Annotated in this window: 23 protein-coding genes and 1 pseudogene; 17 read left to right on the forward strand and 7 right to left on the reverse strand. The window is 44.3% G+C overall.

What is annotated here, in order from left to right:
- Window positions 1-13: 13 nt before the first annotated feature.
- The 3 genes from F973_RS00405 to F973_RS00415 all read left to right on the forward strand — a co-directional run bounded on the left by F973_RS00405 (window position 14) and on the right by F973_RS00415 (window position 3,828).
- Window positions 14-2,212 (forward strand): polysaccharide biosynthesis tyrosine autokinase, encoded by a 2,199-nt coding sequence (locus F973_RS00405; RefSeq protein ID WP_004758625.1) that lies wholly within the window; start codon window positions 14-16, stop codon window positions 2,210-2,212.
- Window positions 2,213-2,389: 177 nt separating this feature from the next.
- Window positions 2,390-3,097, forward strand: coding sequence for a BamJ family beta-barrel-assembly machinery protein (locus tag F973_RS00410; protein WP_004758628.1), 708 nt, complete (start codon window positions 2,390-2,392; stop codon window positions 3,095-3,097).
- Between the two features lie 47 nt (window positions 3,098-3,144).
- Window positions 3,145-3,828, forward strand: coding sequence for a BamJ family beta-barrel-assembly machinery protein (locus F973_RS00415; RefSeq protein ID WP_010589301.1), 684 nt, complete (start codon window positions 3,145-3,147; stop codon window positions 3,826-3,828).
- A gap of 42 nt (window positions 3,829-3,870) precedes the next feature.
- Here F973_RS00415 and murJ read toward each other — a convergent pair whose 3' ends face one another.
- The gene (murJ, locus tag F973_RS00420; RefSeq protein ID WP_171062278.1) at window positions 3,871-5,421 is read right to left on the reverse strand and encodes a murein biosynthesis integral membrane protein MurJ; all 1,551 of its coding nucleotides are present in this window, start codon (window positions 5,419-5,421) and stop codon (window positions 3,871-3,873) included.
- A 61-nt stretch (window positions 5,422-5,482) separates the two neighbouring features.
- Complete coding sequence (gene ampD / locus F973_RS00425) at window positions 5,483-6,061, reverse strand: 1,6-anhydro-N-acetylmuramyl-L-alanine amidase AmpD (protein ID WP_004758632.1); 579 nt, start codon at window positions 6,059-6,061, stop codon at window positions 5,483-5,485.
- A gap of 144 nt (window positions 6,062-6,205) precedes the next feature.
- Between ampD and nadC the strand changes: the two genes are divergently transcribed.
- Entirely contained in the window at window positions 6,206-7,051 is an 846-nt protein-coding gene (gene nadC, locus F973_RS00430; protein ID WP_004675342.1) for a carboxylating nicotinate-nucleotide diphosphorylase, read from the forward strand.
- Here nadC and F973_RS00435 read toward each other — a convergent pair.
- From F973_RS00435 to F973_RS00450, 4 genes are all read right to left on the reverse strand, one after another.
- A complete protein-coding gene (locus F973_RS00435) occupies window positions 7,048-7,242 on the reverse strand; it encodes an ABZJ_00068 family colistin stress protein (RefSeq protein ID WP_004675344.1) in 195 nt (64 codons plus the stop codon). The two genes, nadC and F973_RS00435, sit on opposite strands and share 4 nt — an antisense overlap.
- Before the next feature lie 236 nt (window positions 7,243-7,478).
- A complete protein-coding gene (rph, locus tag F973_RS00440; RefSeq protein ID WP_004758634.1) occupies window positions 7,479-8,195 on the reverse strand; it encodes a ribonuclease PH in 717 nt (238 codons plus the stop codon).
- 108 nt (window positions 8,196-8,303) lie between these two features.
- Window positions 8,304-9,446 carry a fatty acid desaturase family protein gene (locus tag F973_RS00445; protein ID WP_171062282.1) on the reverse strand — a complete coding sequence of 381 codons (1,143 nt, stop codon included), beginning with the start codon at window positions 9,444-9,446 and terminating at the stop codon, window positions 8,304-8,306.
- A 30-nt stretch (window positions 9,447-9,476) separates the two neighbouring features.
- Window positions 9,477-10,502, reverse strand: a complete 1,026-nt coding sequence (locus F973_RS00450) for a flavin reductase family protein (protein WP_004758636.1) — start codon at window positions 10,500-10,502, stop codon at window positions 9,477-9,479.
- A 310-nt stretch (window positions 10,503-10,812) separates the two neighbouring features.
- Between F973_RS00450 and F973_RS00455 the strand changes: the two genes are divergently transcribed.
- Together F973_RS00455 and F973_RS00460 are read left to right on the forward strand one after the other, a co-directional pair.
- Window positions 10,813-11,463, forward strand: a complete 651-nt coding sequence (locus F973_RS00455; RefSeq protein WP_004758638.1) for a TetR family transcriptional regulator — start codon at window positions 10,813-10,815, stop codon at window positions 11,461-11,463.
- Between the two features lie 105 nt (window positions 11,464-11,568).
- Window positions 11,569-12,204 (forward strand): TetR/AcrR family transcriptional regulator, encoded by a 636-nt coding sequence (locus F973_RS00460; protein ID WP_004675353.1) that lies wholly within the window; start codon window positions 11,569-11,571, stop codon window positions 12,202-12,204.
- A gap of 54 nt (window positions 12,205-12,258) precedes the next feature.
- Here the strand turns inward: F973_RS00460 and F973_RS00465 are convergent, their stop codons facing one another.
- Window positions 12,259-12,882: a thiol:disulfide interchange protein DsbA/DsbL gene (locus F973_RS00465; protein WP_004758640.1), complete on the reverse strand. Its 624-nt coding sequence runs from the start codon at window positions 12,880-12,882 to the stop codon at window positions 12,259-12,261.
- 181 nt (window positions 12,883-13,063) lie between these two features.
- Between F973_RS00465 and ubiG the strand changes: the two genes are divergently transcribed.
- The 11 genes and pseudogenes from ubiG (at window position 13,064) to F973_RS00515 (ending at window position 22,450) form a co-directional block, all read left to right on the forward strand.
- The gene (ubiG, locus tag F973_RS00470; RefSeq protein WP_004675359.1) at window positions 13,064-13,777 is read left to right on the forward strand and encodes a bifunctional 2-polyprenyl-6-hydroxyphenol methylase/3-demethylubiquinol 3-O-methyltransferase UbiG; all 714 of its coding nucleotides are present in this window, start codon (window positions 13,064-13,066) and stop codon (window positions 13,775-13,777) included.
- Window positions 13,777-14,475, forward strand: a complete 699-nt coding sequence (locus F973_RS00475) for an HAD family hydrolase (RefSeq protein ID WP_004758642.1) — start codon at window positions 13,777-13,779, stop codon at window positions 14,473-14,475. The genes ubiG and F973_RS00475 overlap by 1 nt, the downstream gene beginning before the upstream one ends.
- Before the next feature lie 30 nt (window positions 14,476-14,505).
- A complete protein-coding gene (locus tag F973_RS00480; protein ID WP_004758644.1) occupies window positions 14,506-15,252 on the forward strand; it encodes a YciK family oxidoreductase in 747 nt (248 codons plus the stop codon).
- A 169-nt stretch (window positions 15,253-15,421) separates the two neighbouring features.
- Window positions 15,422-15,847: an RcnB family protein gene (locus F973_RS00485; RefSeq protein WP_004758645.1), complete on the forward strand. Its 426-nt coding sequence runs from the start codon at window positions 15,422-15,424 to the stop codon at window positions 15,845-15,847.
- Window positions 15,848-15,958: 111 nt separating this feature from the next.
- Window positions 15,959-17,314 (forward strand): amino-acid N-acetyltransferase, encoded by a 1,356-nt coding sequence (gene argA, locus F973_RS00490; RefSeq protein WP_004758647.1) that lies wholly within the window; start codon window positions 15,959-15,961, stop codon window positions 17,312-17,314.
- A gap of 291 nt (window positions 17,315-17,605) precedes the next feature.
- Complete coding sequence (locus F973_RS00495) at window positions 17,606-18,598, forward strand: sulfonate ABC transporter substrate-binding protein (protein ID WP_004758648.1); 993 nt, start codon at window positions 17,606-17,608, stop codon at window positions 18,596-18,598.
- Between the two features lie 13 nt (window positions 18,599-18,611).
- Window positions 18,612-18,773: pseudogene (locus F973_RS14895) on the forward strand (aliphatic sulfonates ABC transporter substrate-binding protein); the annotation flags it as partial.
- A 30-nt stretch (window positions 18,774-18,803) separates the two neighbouring features.
- Complete coding sequence (gene ssuD / locus F973_RS00500; RefSeq protein ID WP_004758649.1) at window positions 18,804-19,979, forward strand: FMNH2-dependent alkanesulfonate monooxygenase; 1,176 nt, start codon at window positions 18,804-18,806, stop codon at window positions 19,977-19,979.
- On the forward strand, window positions 19,976-20,779 hold the full coding sequence (gene ssuC / locus F973_RS00505) for an aliphatic sulfonate ABC transporter permease SsuC (protein WP_004758650.1): 804 nt from the start codon (window positions 19,976-19,978) through the stop codon (window positions 20,777-20,779). Before ssuD ends, ssuC begins: the two co-directional genes overlap by 4 nt.
- Before the next feature lie 15 nt (window positions 20,780-20,794).
- Window positions 20,795-21,595, forward strand: a complete 801-nt coding sequence (locus F973_RS00510) for an ATP-binding cassette domain-containing protein (RefSeq protein ID WP_004758651.1) — start codon at window positions 20,795-20,797, stop codon at window positions 21,593-21,595.
- Window positions 21,596-21,838: 243 nt separating this feature from the next.
- Window positions 21,839-22,450: a TetR/AcrR family transcriptional regulator gene (locus F973_RS00515; protein WP_034432027.1), complete on the forward strand. Its 612-nt coding sequence runs from the start codon at window positions 21,839-21,841 to the stop codon at window positions 22,448-22,450.
- The last annotated feature ends 40 nt before the right edge of the window (window positions 22,451-22,490 follow it).

Consider the following 22,490-nt stretch of genomic DNA (forward strand, 5'->3'; position numbering starts at 1 on the left):
GCAGTTTTATTTCATGAATTCGAATAGCACACCTCAAGACGATACCATTGACTTAAAAGAATTATTCTTTTCTTTGCTGTCGCAATGGAAGCTCATTGCTCTATGTACACTCCTTAGCCTCGTTTTTGCTCTGCTTTACTTAAAAGTAACGCCAAATGTCTACTCAACGGATGCTATGATTCAGGTTGAGGACGCTAAAGGTGCTGGTGCCGCAGCTCTTTTAGGGGATTTAGGAAGCGCACTACCTGGAGGAGTGGGTGGAAAGTCAGCTGCAGATGCGGAAATTGAAATCTTAAACTCGCGCAAAGTGCTCGGACAAACCATACAAGACTTAAAGCTAGATATTCGTATCACCGATGAACAAAGTAGCTTGACGTATCGTTTGCTCAACACAATTCAAAGTAAAGTTATCTATAAAAATAATGTTGTGACTTGGCAAGATAAAAAAAATGTATTTGTTATTCAATCTTTTGATGTGCCTAATTTTTATCTAGATAAAAAACTCACACTAAACTTTATCAATGGACAAGAGTTTAGCCTGTCTTATAAAAAAGATGTAGTGTTTAAAGGCAAGTTAAATGCGGTCAATCAAAGCCTAGATCAGAAAGGTTTATGGAAAATTCAAATTTATGCGAAAAACCCTATCTCGCATGATTTTTCAGTTACTAAATTATCTATGCCTTCAGCCGTACAATGGATTAAAAAAGATTACAGCGTAGCAGAAAGAGGTAAAAACTCTGGTGTGATTGGTCTTAACTACAATGGTGAAGATAAAGAACATATCACCCAAGTACTTAACCACATCTTAAATATTTACCAAGCACAAAATATTGAACGTAAATCACTGGAATCGGCTCAAACATTGAGCTTCCTTGAAAAGCAACTGCCTGAGTTAAAACAACAACTCGAAGACTCTGAAATTAAATTTAACCGTTTCCGAGAACAATACAACACAATTGATGTAACACAAGAAGCGGAGTTAATGCTAAAACAGAATGTTGAACTGGAAAAATTAAAAATCCAACTACAACAGCAACAAGCAGAACTCTCTTCAAAATATACGCCTGACCACCCATTAATGTCAGCAATTAACGCTCAACTTTCTGAAATTAACAAAAAAACTTCGGAAATGACTCAATCCATTAAGCGTTTACCTGAAACCCAGCGACTGTACTTACAACTGTACCGCGATGTTAAGGTAAATACTGAGTTATACACTGCGTTATTGAATAGCTACCGACAACTCAAAATTGCCAAAGCAGGTGAAATTGGTAATGTACGCATTATTGATACTGCAATTGAACCTGTAAAACCAATTAAACCTAAAAAGCTCATCACATTAGTACTTGCTATTTTTGTAGGTGGCTTCTTGGGCACATTATTGGCCTTACTGCGTAATATGTTGCGCTCAGGTATTAAAGACTCGAATCAAATTGAAAATGAACTTGATTTACCTGTTTATGCCACTGTACCACGTTCACCTGTGCAAGAAAGCCGTATTAACATTCTGAAAAAGAAAAAGAATATTCCAATTCTTGCGGTGAAAAATAGTGATGATATTGCCATTGAAAGCCTACGTAGCATGCGTACTACCATTCACTTTGCCTTAAGCAGTGCCAAAAACAATATCATTATGATTTCTGGCCCTGCACCAGAGTTGGGTAAATCTTTTATTTCGACCAACTTAGCGACCATTTTGGCGCAAAGTGATAAGCGCGTATTATTGATTGACGCCGATTTACGTCGTGGTTATATGCACAAATACTTTAATTACGACCCTAAGCCTGGCTTAACCGAATACCTGAATGGTCAACACGAGTTAGGCAATATTGTGCGCAGTACTGAAGTTGAAAATTTAAGCTTCATCAGTCGTGGTAAAAGCCCTGCTAATCCGTCAGAGTTGTTAAGTACGCAAAAATTTGCAGATATGCTCACGCACTTGTCGAGCCAATTTGACCATATTCTGATTGATACCCCACCAGTTCTTGCAGTCACCGATGGGATTATTATTTCACAATATGCGGGTGTGAATTTGGTAGTGGCACGTTATGCCAAGACGCAAATGAAAGAACTTGAACTGACTGTCAACCGCTTTGAACAAGCTGGCGTGAAAGTAAACGGCTTTATTTTGAATGATATTCAACGTGCTGGTGCTGGTTACGGGTATGGATACAATTATTCATATGCTTACAAAGCAAATAAAGATGATTAAAAATCCATCACAATAATCATCTCAAAAAGCCAGATCTCAAAGTCTGGCTTTTTATCGATAAACACATAAACTATATAAAAAATACACGCATTTTTTAGCTGAGTTATTCAATGCTTAAGCTTAGACATGCTAAGATCATGACCATGTTTTTTATTAAAATCTTACTTCGGACATCTCATGAGTAAAGCTTTACCTGTTGTGGTTGCAGTCGTTTTAGCTGGTGCAGCCCTTGTTCCAATTTATTATGCAACTCAACACCCAGCGACTGAGCTAGGCACCAAAGCAGATAAAAATGCGGCACCTGTTGCAAAAATCAGTTATGCGCTCGGTTATGAAGTTGCAAAGCAGACTCCGCCTGAATTGGAAACAGGTGCATTTATTACAGGTTTCCGTGATGCGCATGCACAAAAGCCTGCTGCCTATACTGAAGAGGAATTACAAGCTGCGTATATGGAGTTCCAAAAAGAATTACAACAAAAGCAACTGAACGAAACAAAGAAAGCAGAGGCAACAGGTAATTCATTCCTCACTGAAAATGCTAAAAAAGACGGCGTTAAAACCACTGCTTCAGGTTTGCAGTATAAAATCATTACAGAAGGTACGGGCAAACAGCCTACCGCCACTTCTGTGGTGAAAGTTCACTATAAGGGACAGCTCACTGATGGCAAGGTCTTTGACAGCTCCTACGATCGTGGTGAGCCCATTGAATTCCCATTGAATCAAGTCATTCCAGGCTGGACCGAAGGTCTACAGTTTATGAAAGAGGGTGGTAAAGCCACACTCTATATCCCAGCAAACCTGGGTTACGGTGCTCAGGGTGTACCTGGTTCTATTCCACCAAATAGTACCTTAATCTTTGATGTAGAACTCATTGCCGTAAAATAACTGATTAATAGGGAGAGCATGTGCTCTCCTTTATTTTGGAAGAAATAATGAAAAAATTAAGCCTTATTTTAATAGCTTCAACTTTTGCTACAGTCCACGCTGCCCCAATTACGCTAAAAAGCCCACAAAAAGATCAACTGGGCTATAGTTACGGTTATTTAATGGGGAAAGGCAATGCCGAAACCCTAAAAGACCTGAATATTGAAACTTTTGTTCAGGGAGTACAGGAAGCTGTTCAAGGAAAAGTCGCATCTTTGACTGATGAAGACATGGCGAAAGTACTCAACCAATATAAAAAACGTTTAGAGGCAAAACAGCTGATTGAGTTTCAGGAAGTTGGCCAGAAAAATGAACTTGCTGGTAAAACATTCCTCGCTGAAAATGCTCAAAAGACAGGCATCATAACCACCAAGTCAGGCTTGCAGTACCAAATTTTGCAGGAAGGCAAAGGAAAATCTCCAAAGGCAACCTCTACAGTTAAGGTGAATTACGAAGGTCGTTTACTGGATGGCACTGTGTTTGACAGCTCAATTGCCCGCAACCATCCAATTGAGTTTAAACTGAACCAAGTGATTGCTGGTTGGACTGAGGGTGTGCAAACCATGAAAGAGGGCGGTAAAAGCCGTTTCTTTATTCCAGCCAATTTGGCCTATGGCGATGTTGGTGCAGGTGATGCAATCGGACCCAACAGTACCCTGATTTTTGATATTGAATTACTTGAAGTTAAATAGTAAAAACCCTCCTGATGGAGGGTTTAGTTTTTTAGAGAGCTATTAGGCTCTTAAATGTCTTGGGCGGAACCCAGTTGCCAATAATCCTACGGCATAGGCCACTACCCCAACGACACACAGCCCAACCACTTCAGCAATCCGTAACCACTGTGAAATATCGCCCTGATACCAAGTCAGTGCATACCAAAGCGCAGCAATCATGGTCAGGTTGGCAATGGTAAATTGCACTGCCAGTTTCTTCCAGTGAGTTCCAAAGCGATAGATATTGCGTTTGTGTAAATAGAAATACAGCATACCTGCATTGACCAAGGCAGAACCTGAAGAAGCCAGCGCCAAAGCCATATGTTCTGCATGCCAGTCAATCAGCTTAAAGAAACCGATAAACACCACGTTTAAAATGGCATTCGCCGCAACCGCCATTAAACCCACACGGACAGGAGTCTTGGTATCTTGCTGAGCATAGAAGCCAGGAGCAAACACCTTAATCAACATAAAAGAAATCACACCAGCACTCATACACTGCAACGCCAACGCGGTCATATGGGTATCTTCCACGGTAAATTCACCGCGTTGGAACAATGCCTGAATAATCGGCGTAGACAGCATAAATAAGGCAATACTTGCAGGAATGCCCACCAACACAATGATCCTGGCTGCCCAGTCAATCATACTCCTGAATTTGGCTTGGTCCTGTTCAGCATGGCGGGCCGAAAGTGATGGCAGAATCACTGTACCGATTGCCACACCAATTAAGCCCAAAGGCAGTTCAGTCATCCGTTCTGCGCTATAGAGCCAGGAAACCGAACCATCCTGCATAAATGATGCCCAGATGGTATTCAGCAATAGGTTGATCTGTGTAACTGAAACACCAAACAATGCTGGTAGCATCAACTTTAAAATACGGTCGACACCCTCATGTTTAAAATCAACCTTGGGTGGAATCAGTAGATTCTTTTTCCATAATTCAGGAATCTGGATGGCAAGTTGCAAAATACCTGCAGCCACCACTGCCCAGCCCAGCGCCATAATCGGTTCAGCCATATATGGCGTTAACCACCACGCCCCTGCAATCATTGCCACATTCAGCAATACAGGTGAAAATGCGGGTGAGGCAAATGAACCATAACTGTTCAGGATACTGCTGGCAAATGCTGTCAATGACATAAACATCAGATATGGAATGGTTAGGCGGAACATATCAACCGCAAGGTCAAATTTCTCAGGATCGTTGTGGAAACCAGGCGCATACAGATAAATAATTGCAGGCGCGGCAACCATCGCCACAAAGGTCAGCAAGGTCATTGCGGTGAGTAGACAACCAAAGACACGGCTAATCAGGATCTGAACTTCGGCATGAGCACGGCTGGTTTTATATTCTGTCAGGACTGGAATAAAGGCCTGGGAAAAAGCCCCTTCCGCAAACAGCCGCCGAAAAAAGTTGGGAATACGAAAGGCAACGACAAAGGTATCAAAGTCCTTACCTGCACCAAACACATTGAGCAGCACCACATCGCGTACCAAACCCAAAATTCGGGATAACATCGTCATTGCACTGACAATTACAGTCGATCGCCACAATGCCATCGCACTCACCTACGGCTTATCTTTAAAAAGCGTTATTGTAATGAAAGTTAAAATAGATTTCGTTGTGAAATCATAAATCAGTTGATGTTTTTTCAGATAACAACTGACGGAACAATTGCCAGTCAAAATACAACCCTGGGTCGGTCTTACGTTTTGGTGCAATATCTGAGTGCCCTGCAATATGGTTCTGAATTTTTGGATAGGCCTGGCGCAGTATTTTCACCACGTTTACAAGTGATTGATATTGTTCTGACTCAAAAGGCAAGTCATCACTGCCTTCTAATTCGATGCCAATCGAATAGTCATTACATTCTTTTTGAGCGAGATAACTAGAACGTCCTGCATGCCATGAACGTTCATTAAAGTTGACGAACTGGATGACCTCTCCCGTACGCAAGATCAGCAAATGTGCGGATACCTGCATCCCTTCAATGGTCTGAAAATAAGGATGGATCGACCAATCCAGTTGATTCTGAAAAAACTGCTGGATATAGCCTCCGCCAAACTGGGACGGTGGCAGGCTAATGTTGTGGATCACAATCAACTGAATTTCGGCATCAATAGGACGGGCATTAAAATTGGGGGATGCAATCTGTGTTGCGCCTTGTAGGATTCCATCTTGGACTTGAGCAAATCTAGATTGTTGCATTGTGACCCGAATCAGCAATTTAATATTTATCCTCCACATTCTGACATGCTTTATCGTGAATAATCGAGATCAAATACTTATTTTTTACGAGGACAATGCTAAGATAAGCCCCAAGTTTTTTGGTCAACATCTACTGGAAATCGTATGAGCATCCCACAATCTTTGCTTGAACAATCTATTCAAATCAATATTCAGCAAGCATTACAGGAAGATATTGGGGACGGCGATATCACGGCCCTGCTCACACCAGCAGATGAACAGGCCACTGCGACCATTATTAGCCGTGAAGAGATGGTGTTGGCAGGACAGCCCTGGGTCAATGCATTGATTCAGGCTTATGACAATACCGTTCAAGTCACTTGGTTAAAACAAGAGGGTGAAGTGGTTGCAGCCAATGAAGCCTTTTTAAAGCTTGCTGGTTCTGCCCGTAGTCTTTTGACAGTAGAACGCCCTGCATTGAACTTCATCCAAACCCTGTCTGCGGTGGCAACCAAAACCGCAAGTTATGTAAAACAACTGGATGGTTTACATACCAAACTATTAGATACTCGTAAAACCTTACCAGGCCTGCGTATTGCGCAAAAATATGCGGTTGGTATCGGTGGCGGACAGAACCACCGTTTAGGTTTGTTTGATGCATTCCTGATCAAGGAAAACCATATTATGGCAGCAGGTGGAATTGCTCAGGCCATTGCCAAAGCCCATGAGATTGCCCCAGGAAAAGCTGTTGAAGTTGAGGTTGAAACTTGGGATGAACTGAATCAGGCACTGGAAGCAGGTGCCGATATTGTAATGCTGGATAATTTTAGCCAACAGCAAATGATTGATGCCGTGAAACACGTTGCGGGACGTTGCAAACTGGAAGCATCAGGCAATATCACCATTGAGAACCTACGTGAAGTTGCCAGCACAGGGGTTGACTACATTTCGATGGGCGTATTGACCAAAGATGTAAGAGCTGTTGATTTATCCATGCGTTTTAACGGCTAGACCTGTTCGGAATCATCTTCCTCTACAGTTGTTTTATCTTTAGCCGAAGCATCTGCAACCTTTGGGGTTTCAGATGTCTTGAGTTGTTTAGTCCAAGCTGACTTGGCCTCAGTTGAATCAGTTGGGCGTGGATCGGCTGCCATGAGAACGAAAGTCACTGCGGTAAGAAATACTAAAAAAACCTGTAACATGATTATCCCTATTTATTGTTCCTGTTTAATTTGCTTAATTTAACAGGGCAAAGTGAGATGAATTTGCTGACTTTGTTACAACATAGACAGACTAAGTGAATTTATGTTGAAGAGCATGCTGTTCTGTCTAATTCTATTTAGACTTATGTAAATATCCGATATCAAACGCCCAGATTGATTAGGACAAAAAAAAGGCGGTCTAAAGTAGCCAGACCGCCTGTACTATCAACTGGAAATTACCAACCCAGTGCCTGCTGTTGTTTTTGAATCAATTCCTTGATTCCTTTTTCTGCAAGCTCCAACATGGCATTGCACTGCTGACGAGTGAACGGCTTGTCTTCCGCCGTTCCCTGAATCTCAATAAATTCGCCCGCCTGCGTCATCACCACGTTTAAATCCGTTTGGCAATTTGAATCTTCTTCGTAGCAGAGGTCGAGTAAAACCTCGTCCTGATACATCCCCACCGAGATGGCTGCCACCAGACCTTTTAACGGGTCCTGTTTAATTTTCTTGTTGCTGAGCAACACATTCATTGCATCAACCAAGGCAACCGCTGCGCCTGTAATGGCTGCCGTACGTGTCCCACCATCTGCCTGAATCACATCACAGTCGATGGTGATGGTGTTTTCACCGAGCTTTTTCAGGTCAACCATTGCTCTTAGGCTACGGCCAATCAAACGCTGGATTTCCTGGGTACGGCCTGTCTGTTTTCCCCGTGCCGCCTCACGATCACTTCGTGTATGCGTTGAACGCGGTAACATGCCATATTCCGCAGTGACCCAGCCTTGCCCCTGTCCTTTCAAAAAGCGTGGTACTGAATTGTCAATACTCGCTGTACACAGCACCTTGGTATGACCAAATTCAACCAAAACTGAACCCTCTGCATAGCGGGTATAGTTACGGGTAATTTTTACCTCACGTAATTGGTCTAATGTTCTTTGGTCAATACGCATAACGATTCCTTAAAACTATGGCACAAATATAATTGCACCATAGTATAGCTCAATTACACGCGATTTCAGTTTTACTTATTCGTTACAATTCCACGAATACGCAATCCTTTAAGCAAATTTAAATCTCGCTTTTAAATTTGTCCAACCTTGCGCCAATTGTGCCGACATATCATTTGGCAATGAACATTTCGCCAAAGCCACCCACACAGTACCAAATTGTTTCATGAAATTAGCTTCGTTATAGTTCACGCCATATTCAGCACATAAAGCTCTGATCTGCGGTGCCACTTGCTCATAACGATTTGCTGGCATATCTGGGAACAAATGGTGCTCAATCTGATGGCTTAAGTTACCACTCATAAAGTGCATCCATTTACCACCTGTGAAGTTGCTTGAGCCACGAATCTGACGTAAGTACCATTCTGCCTTGGTTTCGTTCTCAGTATGATCCGCTTCAAAGGTTTCTGCATCTTCAGTAAAATGACCGTTAAAAATCACTGCCGAAGACCATAAGTTACGAATCACATTGGCTACAGCATTGCCTGCCAATACTGGGATAAAGTTAATCGTCGCAATCGCTGGGAAAAACACATAATCTTTGAGGATTTGGCGAGTCGCTTTTTTACGAAACTCGGCTGCATCTGCCCATACTTGTTTCCATGTTTTAGTTTTATACACGAGCGCATCTTCTAAATGTAGGTTTTGTACGCCCACATACCATTGGAAAAAGAACATTAACTGTAATGCCAATGGAATATTTGCCAAATGACGAACTTCCCATTTTTGGTCTTCCGTGACACGTAAGATGCCATAGCCAACGTCATGGTCTTTGCCCACAATATTGGTATAAGTATGGTGCATATAGTTATGGGTAAAACGCCAATCATTTCCTGAGCAGGTATTGTCCCAGTCATAATCTTCACCACGTAAACTTGGGTCATTCAACCAGTCAAACTGACCATGCATGACATTGTGTCCAAGTTCCATGTTTTCGACGATCTTAGATACGCCTAACATTGCTGTACCTAATAACCATACAGGTGGAATCCAACCACCAAACATCAACATGCCACGAGATGCAATCTCGGTATAACGCACAAAATCACGGACTTTATAGATATATTTGGAATCTTCTTCGCCTAAATTCTGCATAACAGCTAAACGAATTTCTTCGACACGGCGACCCAATTCCTGAACTTGTTCAGGGCTTAAATGTGCTGACTTTGATGCTGCTTTAAATTCTAATGCCATATTCATTTCAATTATCCTCAATATTTGTTTTTATAGGTCAATCGTGACTGGGCTAAGGGCTTGGCTTACGCATAACTTGATCGCACGATTAGGCTGATCATCAATCTCACCCGTAATCACGTTCTGTGTTACACCACTAACTTTGGTACAGCTACAGCGATTACATACCCCCATGCGACAACCATGCTGTGGGCGTAAACCTGCTTGCTCCGCACTACTTAATAGATTGGTCGTTGCAATAAAATTCTGTTGTGCACGACGGAAAGTAATCGGTTGAGCTCCGTTCGACTGCTCAATTTGTACAGGCTGGAAAAATTCTTGATGAAAATTTCCTACCGCATCCTGTTGAGCATAAATCTCTTGTGCTTGGCGCATCATGCTATGATGACCACAGGCATATGTCTGTAATTCTTTAAAGTTCGGAACTAACTTTTCTAATAAAGCGGTATCTAAATGCTGCTTTTGCTGTGCTGTATTAAAAAAGTGATATTTCAGTTGTGGATATTGTTCTGCTAAAGCCAATATTTCCTGATGGAACACTTCAGCACGGTTAAAATACACCACGTGAACTTCTTTTAAATTCTGTGCAACAGCTTGTTTTAACAACGAGTAAATTGCAGTAATCCCAGAACCAGAAGCAATCAAGAGTGCAGCTTGTGATCCTTGATGCAGGACGAAATCACCTTGCGCCTGTGAAATCTCAATACTATCACCCACATGCAAAAGTTGCGCTGCGCTTGACACCAAGCCCTGTACTTTAATACCCAGACGAATTTCGCCTTGTGCGGTAACATCAATAATTGAGTAGCTACGTTGATGATAAACCCCGTGAATCATCAAGGTAAGCAAAATACTTTGACCTGCACGTACCGCAGCGATATCAAAGTTTTTGTTTGGTTTTAAAGTCAATAAAACCATATCTTTACTTAAGGACTGTACCCCAGTCACTTCAGCAAGGATGCGTTTCCATGCAAATGTCGGCTTGATTTTCTGTAAGATAAAATCAACAAAATCTTCTCTAACCCAATGTGGCTGATAGCTTAACTGTGCGTTCATAAGTTCCTCGTTTTGTATCTGGCTATTTATCTTGAGTGAACGTATGTTCATATAGTGAACATATGTACACTATATTTATTTGTGTTCACTGAGTCAACACTTGTTCACTAATTTTTTGAATATTTTTTATTCTTTTTATAAGTGGCTAAAAATCATGAAAAAATAAATGATTTAAACCTGATGCTTTTTGCCCAGCCACAATGCCCTGGTTTTGGACAAGCAGGAATCTGTCTTATTTAGCAATGGTTGGGGCTAAAAAAGTTTTGTTTTTTTTGCTAGACTCTGCTTATGGTTTTAATGGAACTTATTCATGTCGATTAGAGATGAACGAAAACAACAGAGTCGGCAGGCTCTACTGGATGCGGCACTTCATCTCAGTACCTCTGGGCGCTCATTTAGTAGCATCAGTTTGCGTGAGGTGGCTCGCGAAGTTGGGTTGGTTCCAACGGCGTTCTATCGTCATTTTCAGGACATGGATACATTGGGAAAGGAGCTGGTTGACCAAGTGTCACTCCATTTAAAAAGCCTGATCCATCAGTTGGGACAAAGCTATCTACAGCATGGCGGAAGCGCCAAAACCCGTACCAGCATTGAACTATTTGTACAGGCAGTCAACCATAGCCCGCAGCAGTGGCAGTTCATGATTGCTGAACGCTGGGGCGGTTCTGAGACGGTAAGAATCGCAATCGCACGGGAAATTGAGTTTTTGATTGAGGACCTTGCCATTGATTTGTGCAAGCTTGAAACCTTTAAGCACATTAAAGAGTCCAAGGACCTGCAAGTGCTATCCACCATCCTGATCAATATGTCATTTACATGGGCCATGACCTGGATCAACCTCCCGAAACAGTTCACGATTGATCATTTACTCGAACAACAGAAGCTGTTTATTGACAATGCGGCAACTCAGGTACGCTTATTATTCCGTGGCATCTCCAACTGGGAACCACAAAATGCCTGATCATATCTAGGCCATGGTTTGATATATAAAAGCATTGCCTAAGGTTGTTATGCGTTAGACAATAGTGCGATGCCGTTTAGAACACTATAAGGAGCTATAAGCACCATGAATCCTGATCGTCATACCCAGTTCCTAATTCGTAAAGAAAAAATTTTGCAGGTTGCAGAAAAACTTTTACTAGAAAACAACCAAGAAATGACCCTGGATGAACTGGTTGCCGAGCTAGATATTGCTAAAGGTACTTTATATAAACATTTCCGCAGTAAAAATGAATTACTGTTGGAACTGATTATTCAAAATGAAAAAGAAATCCTCAAGATTTCAGAAAAATATAACACTGATGTCAAAGAATATGCGCCTCGCTATATGCTTTATCATTTAACCTCACCGAGTCGTACGATTTTACTGCATCAGTTAGAAGAACATCTGACCATGACCGAGTCAAAGCTGAAGCACCTGTTTGATGAGCTGTATGCGGTTCGCCAGCAACGTATTGTTTCACTAAAAGAAATGACTGAGAAATATTTAAAGTCACTTAACTATGATATGTCGATCCGTGACTATCTGTCCTATATCTGGTCCTTGACCTACGGTGCCGCCCTATTGCTTAACTCAAGCTATTACCAGCGTTCAATTGGTTCCCGCCAGAAGCTGATCAACCTCTATGTCAGTCAGGCGCTGTCACTACCGACCCAGACGGTACAGATTGACTTAAAAGAGTTTCAACTGGAACAGCCCTAAAATAAAAAGGACCGTATTGAACAGTCCTTCTTTACACCACCACAAACCCGTAAATTATTTACCGCCCTTGCGCTCTTTCTCAAGCAGATAGTCAACTACCTGGGTGACCTTGCCATCTTCACCTTGCACCACATATTTACCCGCAACCACCACGGCTGGCACACCCGTCAACTGGTACTGCTGCGCCAACTGATTAGATTCAGCCACTTTTGCAGTGATCGGGAATGAATTAAACATGCTGTTGAACTTCTGCTCAGGCACACCATAACGGGCAAAGAATTTTGCTTGTGAAGCCTGGTCAAAAATCTGCTGACCACCATCATGGATGGCGTGGAACAGTGGAATATGGGTTTTCTTACGTACACCTAGTGCCTCAGACACATAATAACCACGAGCACCCTGTTCCCACACCTTGTTCATTGCCGCTGGGGTACGCAGGAAATACACATCTTTTGGAATTTTCTTTAACCACGTTTGCATATGTGGTTCAAGCTTAAAGCAGTGCGGGCAACCGTACCAAAAGAATTCACGTACTTCAATTTTTCCCGCTGGGGCAGCTGTTTTACTTGGATTGGCAACCACGGTATAGTCTTTACCAGCAACAAAATCAGCAGCCATTGCATTCATTGAAAACGCCATTACAACTGCACTTAAACCACTTAATACTAACTTTTTCATTGAGTTTGCTTTTCCTCTAAGCATTTTTCGTAAGTTTATATACTAAATATAAAACAAACACGACCAATTCGTTTTGCTTCTGTGAAGTTTTTTATTGGATTTATCGCTTTTTTTTCCAGAATCGCTACACTACCAACAGATTAAACCAAAATAATCATCCTAATATGAATGAGGTGACACCATGTCGCAGTTGAATGTTGATCCACAGGAAATCGCAAAATTTGAGGCCTTGGCTGCCAAATGGTGGGATCAGCATTCCGAGTTTCGTCCCCTGCATCAAATCAACCCGTTGCGCTTAAACTGGATTGATGAGCGGGTCGGTGGACTGTCGGGCAAAAAAGTGCTGGATGTGGGTTGTGGTGGCGGTATTCTGGCGGAAAGCATGGCACGCCGTGGTGCCAATGTGCTGGGCATTGACATGGGCGAGGCACCACTTGCGGTGGGTCGCCTACATGCACAGCAGGATAATGTACAGAATATTGAGTACCGCCAGATTCCCGTTGAACAACTGGCGCAGGAACAGGCAGGACAATACGATGTAGTCACCTGTATGGAAATGATGGAACACGTTCCCGATCCAGCCTCCATCGTCAAGGCTTGCCAAAGCTTGGTCAAGCCAGGTGGTCATGTGTTCTTCTCCACCATTAACCGTAATCCCAAATCCTACTTGTTTGCGATTATCGGTGCGGAATATGTGCTGCGCCTACTGCCAAAAGGCACACACGATTATCATAAGTTCATTCGTCCATCGGAAATGGCGCATGACATCCGCAATGCAGGTCTTACCTTAAAGGAAATGACTGGCCTGCATTACAATCCATTGACCAAGCATTACTGGCTGGCACCCAATGTCGATGTCAATTACATGGTTCATACAGTCAATACAGGTGCCTAATGAAAGCGGTTTTATTTGATCTTGATGGTACCCTGATTGACACCGCGGCGGACTTTGTCCGTATTATCCAGCAAATGTGCCGTGATGAGCAACGTCCTGTGGTGGAGGCGGAAATCATCCGAACCCAGGTGTCTGAAGGCGCACGAGCAATGGTCAAACTGGTTTATCCTGAAATGGACGTAACAGACCCCGTATTTTTGGCGCATCGTCAGCGTTTTCTAAATACCTATGGCGACAATATCGTGGTCGACACCAACCTGTTTGAGGGAATGTATCCCCTGCTTGAGGAACTCGAAGCCCATCAAATTCCCTGGGGTATTGTCACCAATAAACCGCGTGGTTTAAGTGAATTGTTGCTGGCCGCACTAAACCTGACCGAACGCTGCGCGGTACTGGTGTGTCCAGAGGATGTCAGCAAAACCAAGCCTGACCCTGAACCGATGTATTTGGCAGCGAAACAGTTGAATCTGGAGGCCAGGGACATTATCTATGTGGGGGATCACCCACGTGATATTGATGCAGGGCGCAATGCGGAGATGTATACGATTTTGGCAGCCTATGGTTACCTGCCTGTTGAGTCCCGTGATGACCTGCTGGCATGGCAGGCTGATGCGATTATTCAAACCGTGCCTGAACTTCACCAACTGTTAAAAAATAAAATCGCGGTTTTAGCCGAAAATCAGGGTATGATGGGCTAAGCATACAAGATAACAATAGGAGGTATAACAATGAAATATTCAGAATATCAACCTCGTCCAGACCTGCTCAAGGATCGCATTATCCTGATTACAGGTGCAGGTGATGGAATTGGGCGTGCTGCTGCTATTAGTTATGCCTTACATGGCGCCACGGTTGTGCTTCATGGTCGTACCCTGAACAAACTCGAAGTCATCTATGATGAAATTGAGGGTCTGGGTGCGCCACAACCTGCCATTCTGCCCTTACAGCTTTCAACCGCCTCCAGCCATGACTATGAGCTTCTGGTCAATACACTGGAACAGCAGTTTGGCCGCTTAGATGGTATCCTGCACAATGCGGGCATGCTGGGTGACCGTGTTGAACTGGCACATTATCCAATTGATGTGTGGGATGACGTGCTTTCCGTCAACCTACGTGCGCCTTTTGCCCTGACACAGGCACTGCTTCCACTGCTGCAAAAATCGGCACACGCCTCGGTGGTGTTCACCAGTTCCAGTGTGGGACGTGAACCGCGTGCGTTGTGGGGCGCCTATTCCGTCTCCAAGGTGGCCACGGAAGCCATGAGCAAGATATTTGCCTCAGAGAATAGCTATCCAAACATCCGCTTTAACTGCATCAATCCAGGGGGCACACGCACCGCCATGCGCGCCAAGGCCTATCCTAATGAAGACCCGAAAGTGCTGCCAACAGCTGACGAGATTATGCCTGCCTATCTTTACCTCATGGGTGATGATAGTTTGGACATGAATGGTCAGAGCATTGATGCGCAGGCCTAGGTTTTCAGCATCAACCAACAATAGGCCTGTAACGGTCACAACCTATCGTTTTTAAAGTGCAACTGGGGAGAGTCTCCATCTTTTTAATGGAATAATGAATTGATCTTCACAGTTTCTCTGCATTTTTAGAGTAAAGTTTTCCCATGAGAGACATCCGCCTAGGTGCATCATGAAAAAAGTTTTCATCATCTTGATATTAGGTTCAACCACCCTTTTCAGCAGTATGGGTAGTTTTGCAGGCCCGCATTTTGACCGTGACGATTCCCGTGGCGGTGGTTGGCAGAGCCGCAACCTTGATCGTGATGATGATCCGCGTGGCAACTGGCAGGGCCGTCCAGCCCATCGTCCAGGAGAAGAAAACCGTGATCGTGAGCGCCGCATGCGTCAGGAACGTGGGGTTGAACGCCTGAAGCAGCATCGCTGGCAGGCGGGCTATGTCATGCCTCAGCATTATCGTGGCAATAGCTACAAGGTTGACTACAAGGACAATAACCTGCCAAAACCAGGCCGTAACGAGCAATGGTACAAAATCAACAATGACTACATCCTGGTCAACTCGGATGACAACAGCATTGTGCGCATCATGGGATTCTAGACGTTTTCCCATGTGCAGGTCCAATAAACTTGGGCCGTTGTTTTAGGAATAGATTTATCTTTTCATTTTTTTCGTTAGAATCAGATTAATTGATAGCGATCTGAGATCAACATGGCGAACCAAATCACTGAAATATCACAGAGTAGCACACAGGATTATGTGCATTGGTTTCGCCATTCCGCACCCTATATCAATGCGCACCGCCATAAAACCTTTGTGCTGATGTTTGGCGGTGAGGCGGTTCAGCATAAAAATTTCCAGCACATCATCCATGATATTGCCCTGTTACATTCACTCGGCATCCGCCTGATTCTGGTACACGGCGCACGACCACAGATTAACCAGAACCTCACTGAACGGAATATTGAAACACCTTTCCACCAAAACCGCCGCATTACCACACGTGAGTCACTGCGTGGGGTGATGAATGCCGTGGGTTCAATTCGCCTGGAAATTGAGGCACTGCTTTCGATGGGACTTGCCAACTCTCCGATGTATGGCGCACGCATTGATGTGGTTTCTGGAAACTTTGTCACCGCCAAACCCTATGGCATCCGTGATGGCGTTGACTTCCAGCTTACAGGCGATGTACGCTCAATTGACACCGATGCCATCCATCGTCATCTGGACAATCACAATATTGTGTTGTTAGGGCCAACGGGTTACTCGACCACAGGCGAAGTGTTTAATTTGCTGGCGGAGGAAGTAGCCACCAAAACGGCAACCATGTTAAAGGCGGACAAGTTGATTTTTCTGGGCGAACAACAAGGTTTAATGGATGCCAAACAGCAGTTGCTGCGTGAGCTCAGCCCACGTCAGCTTGATCCCTATATTCAGCAATACCAAAACCAGTCTCCCGAATTTGCCCTACATTTAAAACAGGCGCAACAGGCTTCCCTGTCAGGCGTACATCGTGTACACCTGATTTCCTATGCCTATGATGGCGCACTGATTGAGGAACTGTTCACTCGTGATGGCATTGGCACCATGATTACCGATGCCCATTATGAGGAGGTACGGATTGCCAATATTCATGATGTGGGCGGCCTGATAAACCTGCTGCGGCCACTTGAGCAGGAAGGTATTCTGGTGTATCGCTCCCGCGAACGCCTTGAAAGTGAGATTGAGCAGTTTGCCGTGATTGAGCGTGATGGCATGATTCTGGCCTGTGCCGCACTCTACCCGATTCCAGCGAAAGCCAATGAAAAGTGTTCTGCCGAAATCGCCTGTGTTGCTGTCGACTCCAGTTACCGCAAATCTAACCGTGGTAGCCAGATCTTGCAGTTTCTGGAAAACAGGGCGAAACAGCAAGGTATTCAGCAACTATTTGTCCTCACCACACGCACGGCGCACTGGTTTCTGGAACACGGCTTTAGCCCTGCCAGTGTGGATGACCTGCCAAATGCACGTCAGGCACTTTATAACTATCAACGTAATTCTTTGGTATTTAAAAAATCCCTTGACTAATGCCTCTGGAGATATTGTTATTTTTGATAATGATATCTCCACATCCTGTCTTTTTGTTATATCTTCCCTCAGCAAAACCATAGCCTTAAAATAGAAAAACACTAAAAACAATAGCTTATAAAAATAACGCTCCTTTTTGATATCTATACCCACGATAAGCATATCCAATATTCTGTTTTGCACTTTTTAAGATAAATAAAGCCTGATTATTTATTTTTTATGCAATAAAAAAAGTTTTAGTTTGATTGCTCAGCTTATTTCATCTTTTGATTTTCGGGGAGCACAAGCAGCATGGCCATTTTTATCAGTCGTTTATGGACACAACCTATCCTGATTACAGCAATGCTTGCCAGCTTGGTTAACATCACAGGTTGTGCAAAAAAAGCTGAGCAGCAAGAAGCCAAACCACAAGAAACCACAACATTAAATATCGGCTTTCAGAAGTATGGTATTTTGCCGATTGTTAAAGCAAAAGGTGAACTAGAAAAAAACCTTGCTGCTCAAGGCGTAAATGTCAAATGGGTGGAGTTTCCAGCGGGTCCACAACTTCTGGAGGGCTTGAATGTTGGCAGTGTCTCTTTGGGTGAGGCAGGTGAAGCCCCGCCTATTTTCGCTCAGGCAGCCAATCCAAATCTGGTGTATGTGGCCAACCAGCCAGCAGCACCTACTGCTGAAGCCCTGATTGTACAAAAAGATTCGCCAATTCAATCCGTACAAGACCTGAAAGGCAAACGTATTGCACTGAACAAAGGTTCAAACGTCCACTATTTATTATTGAAACTGTTGGAAGCCAACAACCTCACCCTCAATGACATCCAGCCTGTCTATCTTCCACCCTCAGATGCCCGTGCCGCATTTGAAAAGGGCGCAGTTGATGCCTGGGTGATTTGGGACCCATTCCTAGCTGCGGCGGAACATCAGGTACATGCGCGTGTCATTGCCAATGGCGAGCATTTGGTCAGCAATTACCAGTTCTATTTAGCGGACCGTAAATTTGCCGAAAATCATCCTGAAATTTTAAAGACCGTTGTTCAAACCCTGAACCAGACCACCGACTGGGTCAAGACCTATCCAGATGATGCCGCGAAACTACTGGAAAAACCAACCGCACTGGAATTTGAGGTGTTAAAAGCATCGATTTCACGCATGGGCTTCGGGGTTCAGCCCATCTCTGAAAAGGTTGCCAAGGAGCAGCAATATGTTGCTGATGCATTCTACGCGCAGAAACTGATTCCAAAACAGTTGGTAATTCAGGACGCGTTGCTTAAGAACGAAATCAGGTAATAGGGGGAACGGGATCGCACAGCGGGTTTTAGACAAGCGCCCAAAACCCTTGCCTGTACATGCACTCACGACCGAGGTGATCAACAATCAGCAACAGATCGCCGATCTGTTTAAACAGGAACAGCTCATCCCCCTACAGATCGACATTCAGCACAGTGTCTGGTCTGCCAAATAAATTTTTTACTTTTTCATAAGGAACATCGACATGAATATTTTCTGGTTTATCCCCACTCACGGTGACAGTCGTTATCTAGGCACCAGCAAGGGTGCGCGTCAGGTCGATCATGCCTATATGAAACAGATTACAGTGGCCGTTGACAACCTGGGCTATGATGGCGTACTGATTCCAACAGGCCGTTCCTGTGAAGACCCATGGATTACAGCTGCCAGCCTGATTGATGCCACCAGACAACTTAAGTTTCTGGTGGCCCTCCGTCCAGGCATTACCACGCCTGCGCTCGCCGCCCGCATGGCAGCGACTTTCGACCGTCTTTCCAATGGACGTATCCTGCTCAACCTTGTCACAGGTGGAGATGAACAGGAACTCAAGGGCGATGGCCTGTATGAAGACCACAGTACCCGTTACCAGACCGCTTCTGAATATGTCAAAATCTGGCGTGAAATCCTGACCCGTTCGCATACAGGTGAATCGTTTACTTTTCATGGCGAACGCTTAAGCGTCGATGATGCCAAACTGCTCTATCCACCCGTACAACAGCCTCATCCCCCGTTATGGTTTGGTGGCTCATCCGAAGCGGCGACTGAGCTGGCAGCAGAACAGGTCGATACCTATTTGACTTGGGGTGAACCTCCTGCTGCGGTCAAAGAGAAAATTGAATATCTCCGTGCCAAAGCAGTTGCCAAAGGCCGCACACTCACTTATGGCATTCGCCTACATGTGATTGTACGTGAAACCAATGAACAGGCCTGGGCAGCGACGGATGAACTGATCCAGTATCTGGATGATGCCACGATTGCCGCAGCACAGAAGAAATTTGCGCAAATGGATTCAGTGGGCCAACAACGCATGGCGGCGTTGCATGGTGGACGTAAAGATCAACTTGAAGTGTCCCCGAATCTTTGGGCAGGCATTGGTCTGGTTCGCGGTGGTGCAGGCACGGCATTGGTGGGTGACCCAGAAACGGTGGCTGCAAGGATTCAGGAGTATGCAGATTTAGGCATTGATACCTTTATTTTCTCAGGCTATCCACATCTGGAAGAATCGATTCGTTTTGCGGAATTGGTGTTTCCACTCTTGCCGCTGAAAACACGCAAGAAACTGGCACAACCGCACTTAACAGGACCATTTGGGGAAATCATTGCCAACAACTACGTCCCTGAGACTACGGAAGCAAAAAATCTGGTCAAGGAGACAGCATGAGTGCAAAAGTTTTCTTAAACAATGTTTCACGTGGAACACAGCAGCTTGGCAAAGGCCTGTTACCGTGGCTGTTACCGATCTTATTGATCGTCATCTGGCAAATTGCCTCAAGTACAGGTTTACTGCAAAGTCGGGTTCTGCCCGCGCCCACTGCTGTGGTCAGTGCCTTTTGGCACCTGCTCATCAGTGGTGAGCTTTGGCAGCATGTCAAGGTCAGTGCAGGTCGGGCTTTACTCGGCTTATTGGTGGGTGGGGGGCTGGGGCTAGTTCTCGGCTTGCTGAATGGCTCATCCCGTTTTGCATCAACGCTGCTGGACACCACCCTGCAAATGATCCGCAACATCCCTGCACTTGCCCTGATTCCACTGGTGATCTTATGGTTTGGCATTGATGAAACCGCCAAGTTGTTTCTAGTGGCGGTCGGGGTGTTTTTCCCGATCTATATCAATACCTATCATGGCATCCGTTCAGTTGATCCGCAGCTGATTGAAATGGGCAGAAGCTATGGGCTGAACCGCTGGCAACTGTATAAAGACATTATTTTACCTGGCGCAATGCCCTCCATTTTAGTGGGGCTACGTTTCTCTCTCGGTTTGGTGTGGGTATTGCTGATCGTTGCTGAAACCATTTCCGCCCAGTCAGGCATTGGCTATATGACCATGAATGCACGGGAGTTTTTACAAACCGATATCGTGCTAGTGGGTATCCTGCTGTATGCCTTGCTGGGGAAACTGGCCGATGTCTTTGCGCAACTGCTGGAACGTTATTTATTACGCTGGCATTCAGGTTATCAAAAATAAAAAAGGAAAATAAACATGAGCAACCTCAATCTAAACCTATATGAAAATAATTTCATCCAGCCCATTATTAAGCTAGATACCACAAACGCCCCAGCCAATGGTGCAGATATCCTGATTGAGCAACTGTATAAGTTCTATGGCGAGGTCAAGGTACTTGAGGATCTGGATTTAAACATTCAGGCAGGCGAGTTTGTTGCCATTGTCGGGCGCAGTGGCTGTGGTAAAAGCACCCTGCTACGCCTAATCGCACAACTGGAAAAGACCAGCTATGGTGAAATCAAGTTCCAGTCCGCACGCAACTTCCGTGAGGGCATCACCAATGATGACATTCGGGTGATGTTTCAGGACCCACGCCTGCTACCCTGGAAAAGTGTCATGCAAAATGTGCAACTGGGATTGGCCAAAAGTCAGCGTGGGCTTGCAGAGCAACTTCTAGAAAAAGTCGGCCTAAAGGAAAAGGCTGCACAATGGCCTGCCCAGCTATCAGGCGGTCAGCGTCAACGTGCCGCACTGGCTCGGGCATTGTCACATGCACCGCGTATCCTGTTGCTGGATGAACCACTTGGCGCACTGGACGCACTTACCCGTCTGGAAATGCAGAACCTGATTGAACGCCTCTGGAAAGAACAGGGCTTTACCGCAATTCTGGTGACACATGATGTCAGTGAAGCAGTACAGCTTGCTGACCGAATTATTCTGCTGGATCAGGGACATATTGCGCATAATTTTCAGGTCAATCTTCCACGTCCACGCAAAAAGAGCATTGCCTTTGCCCAGTTGGAACAACAGGTCCTTGATGCGGTTTTAGCCACCTAAAACCGCTTTTACCCATCTCAAAAACCACATTTCAAGAACAACAACCACTCGACAATTTCTCGCAATGACTGAGGAATTATTTACAAAATATGTCTTACCCATTTTAGATTTCAATAATTATCAAGTACATCGTGACTACTGGTCTGGCAATCCCTGCTTTTTCGATAAAAAATACGGTTATTTTGCACAAATCCGCCAATTTATCTTACAATGTCAATGACATTTTTTGAATCAAGCTCGCAGATGGAACAGAAAAAGAGTACACAAAAGCGCAATCAACTGCTGAATGCTGCCCTGGATGTTTTTTCCGTCTATGGATTTAGTGGTGCAAGTCTGGATGAAATTGCACAACTGGCAAATATGCATAAATCCAATATCTTTTATTATTATGAAAACAAAGAGTCACTGTATGTTGAAGTGCTCACCACCGTAATGCAAAAGTGGTTGGCACCCTTACAGATATTGGAAGTCGAGCTTGAGCCAACTGAGGCCTTAACTCATTATTTGATGCAAAAAATCGAAAGTTCAAAAGATCAGCCAAAAGCTTCTCGTTTATTTGCATTGGAAATCATTCAGGGTGCACCACATATTTTACCAATTTTAAAAGGGCCATTAAAAAAGCTATTTAAGCGTAAAACCAAGGTGATTCAAACTTGGCAAGAACAAGGTAAATTGTCGGCAGAGATTGACCCTGAATTGTTGATTCTCAATATCTGGGCGATCACCCAAAACTATGCGGATTTTTCTACTCAAATGGAAATGGTCACAGGCAAGACCCTGCGCAACCGCAGTATGTATCAACGCACCATTGAGCATACGGTACACTTGATGCTATATGGTGTATTGCCACGTTAAAACCAGAAAGCATTGATCAGGCCTATCTCAACAGATAGGC

This window comes from Acinetobacter sp. CIP 102129, assembly GCF_000368305.1.
GTDB classification, from domain to species: Bacteria; Pseudomonadota; Gammaproteobacteria; order Pseudomonadales; family Moraxellaceae; genus Acinetobacter; species Acinetobacter parvus.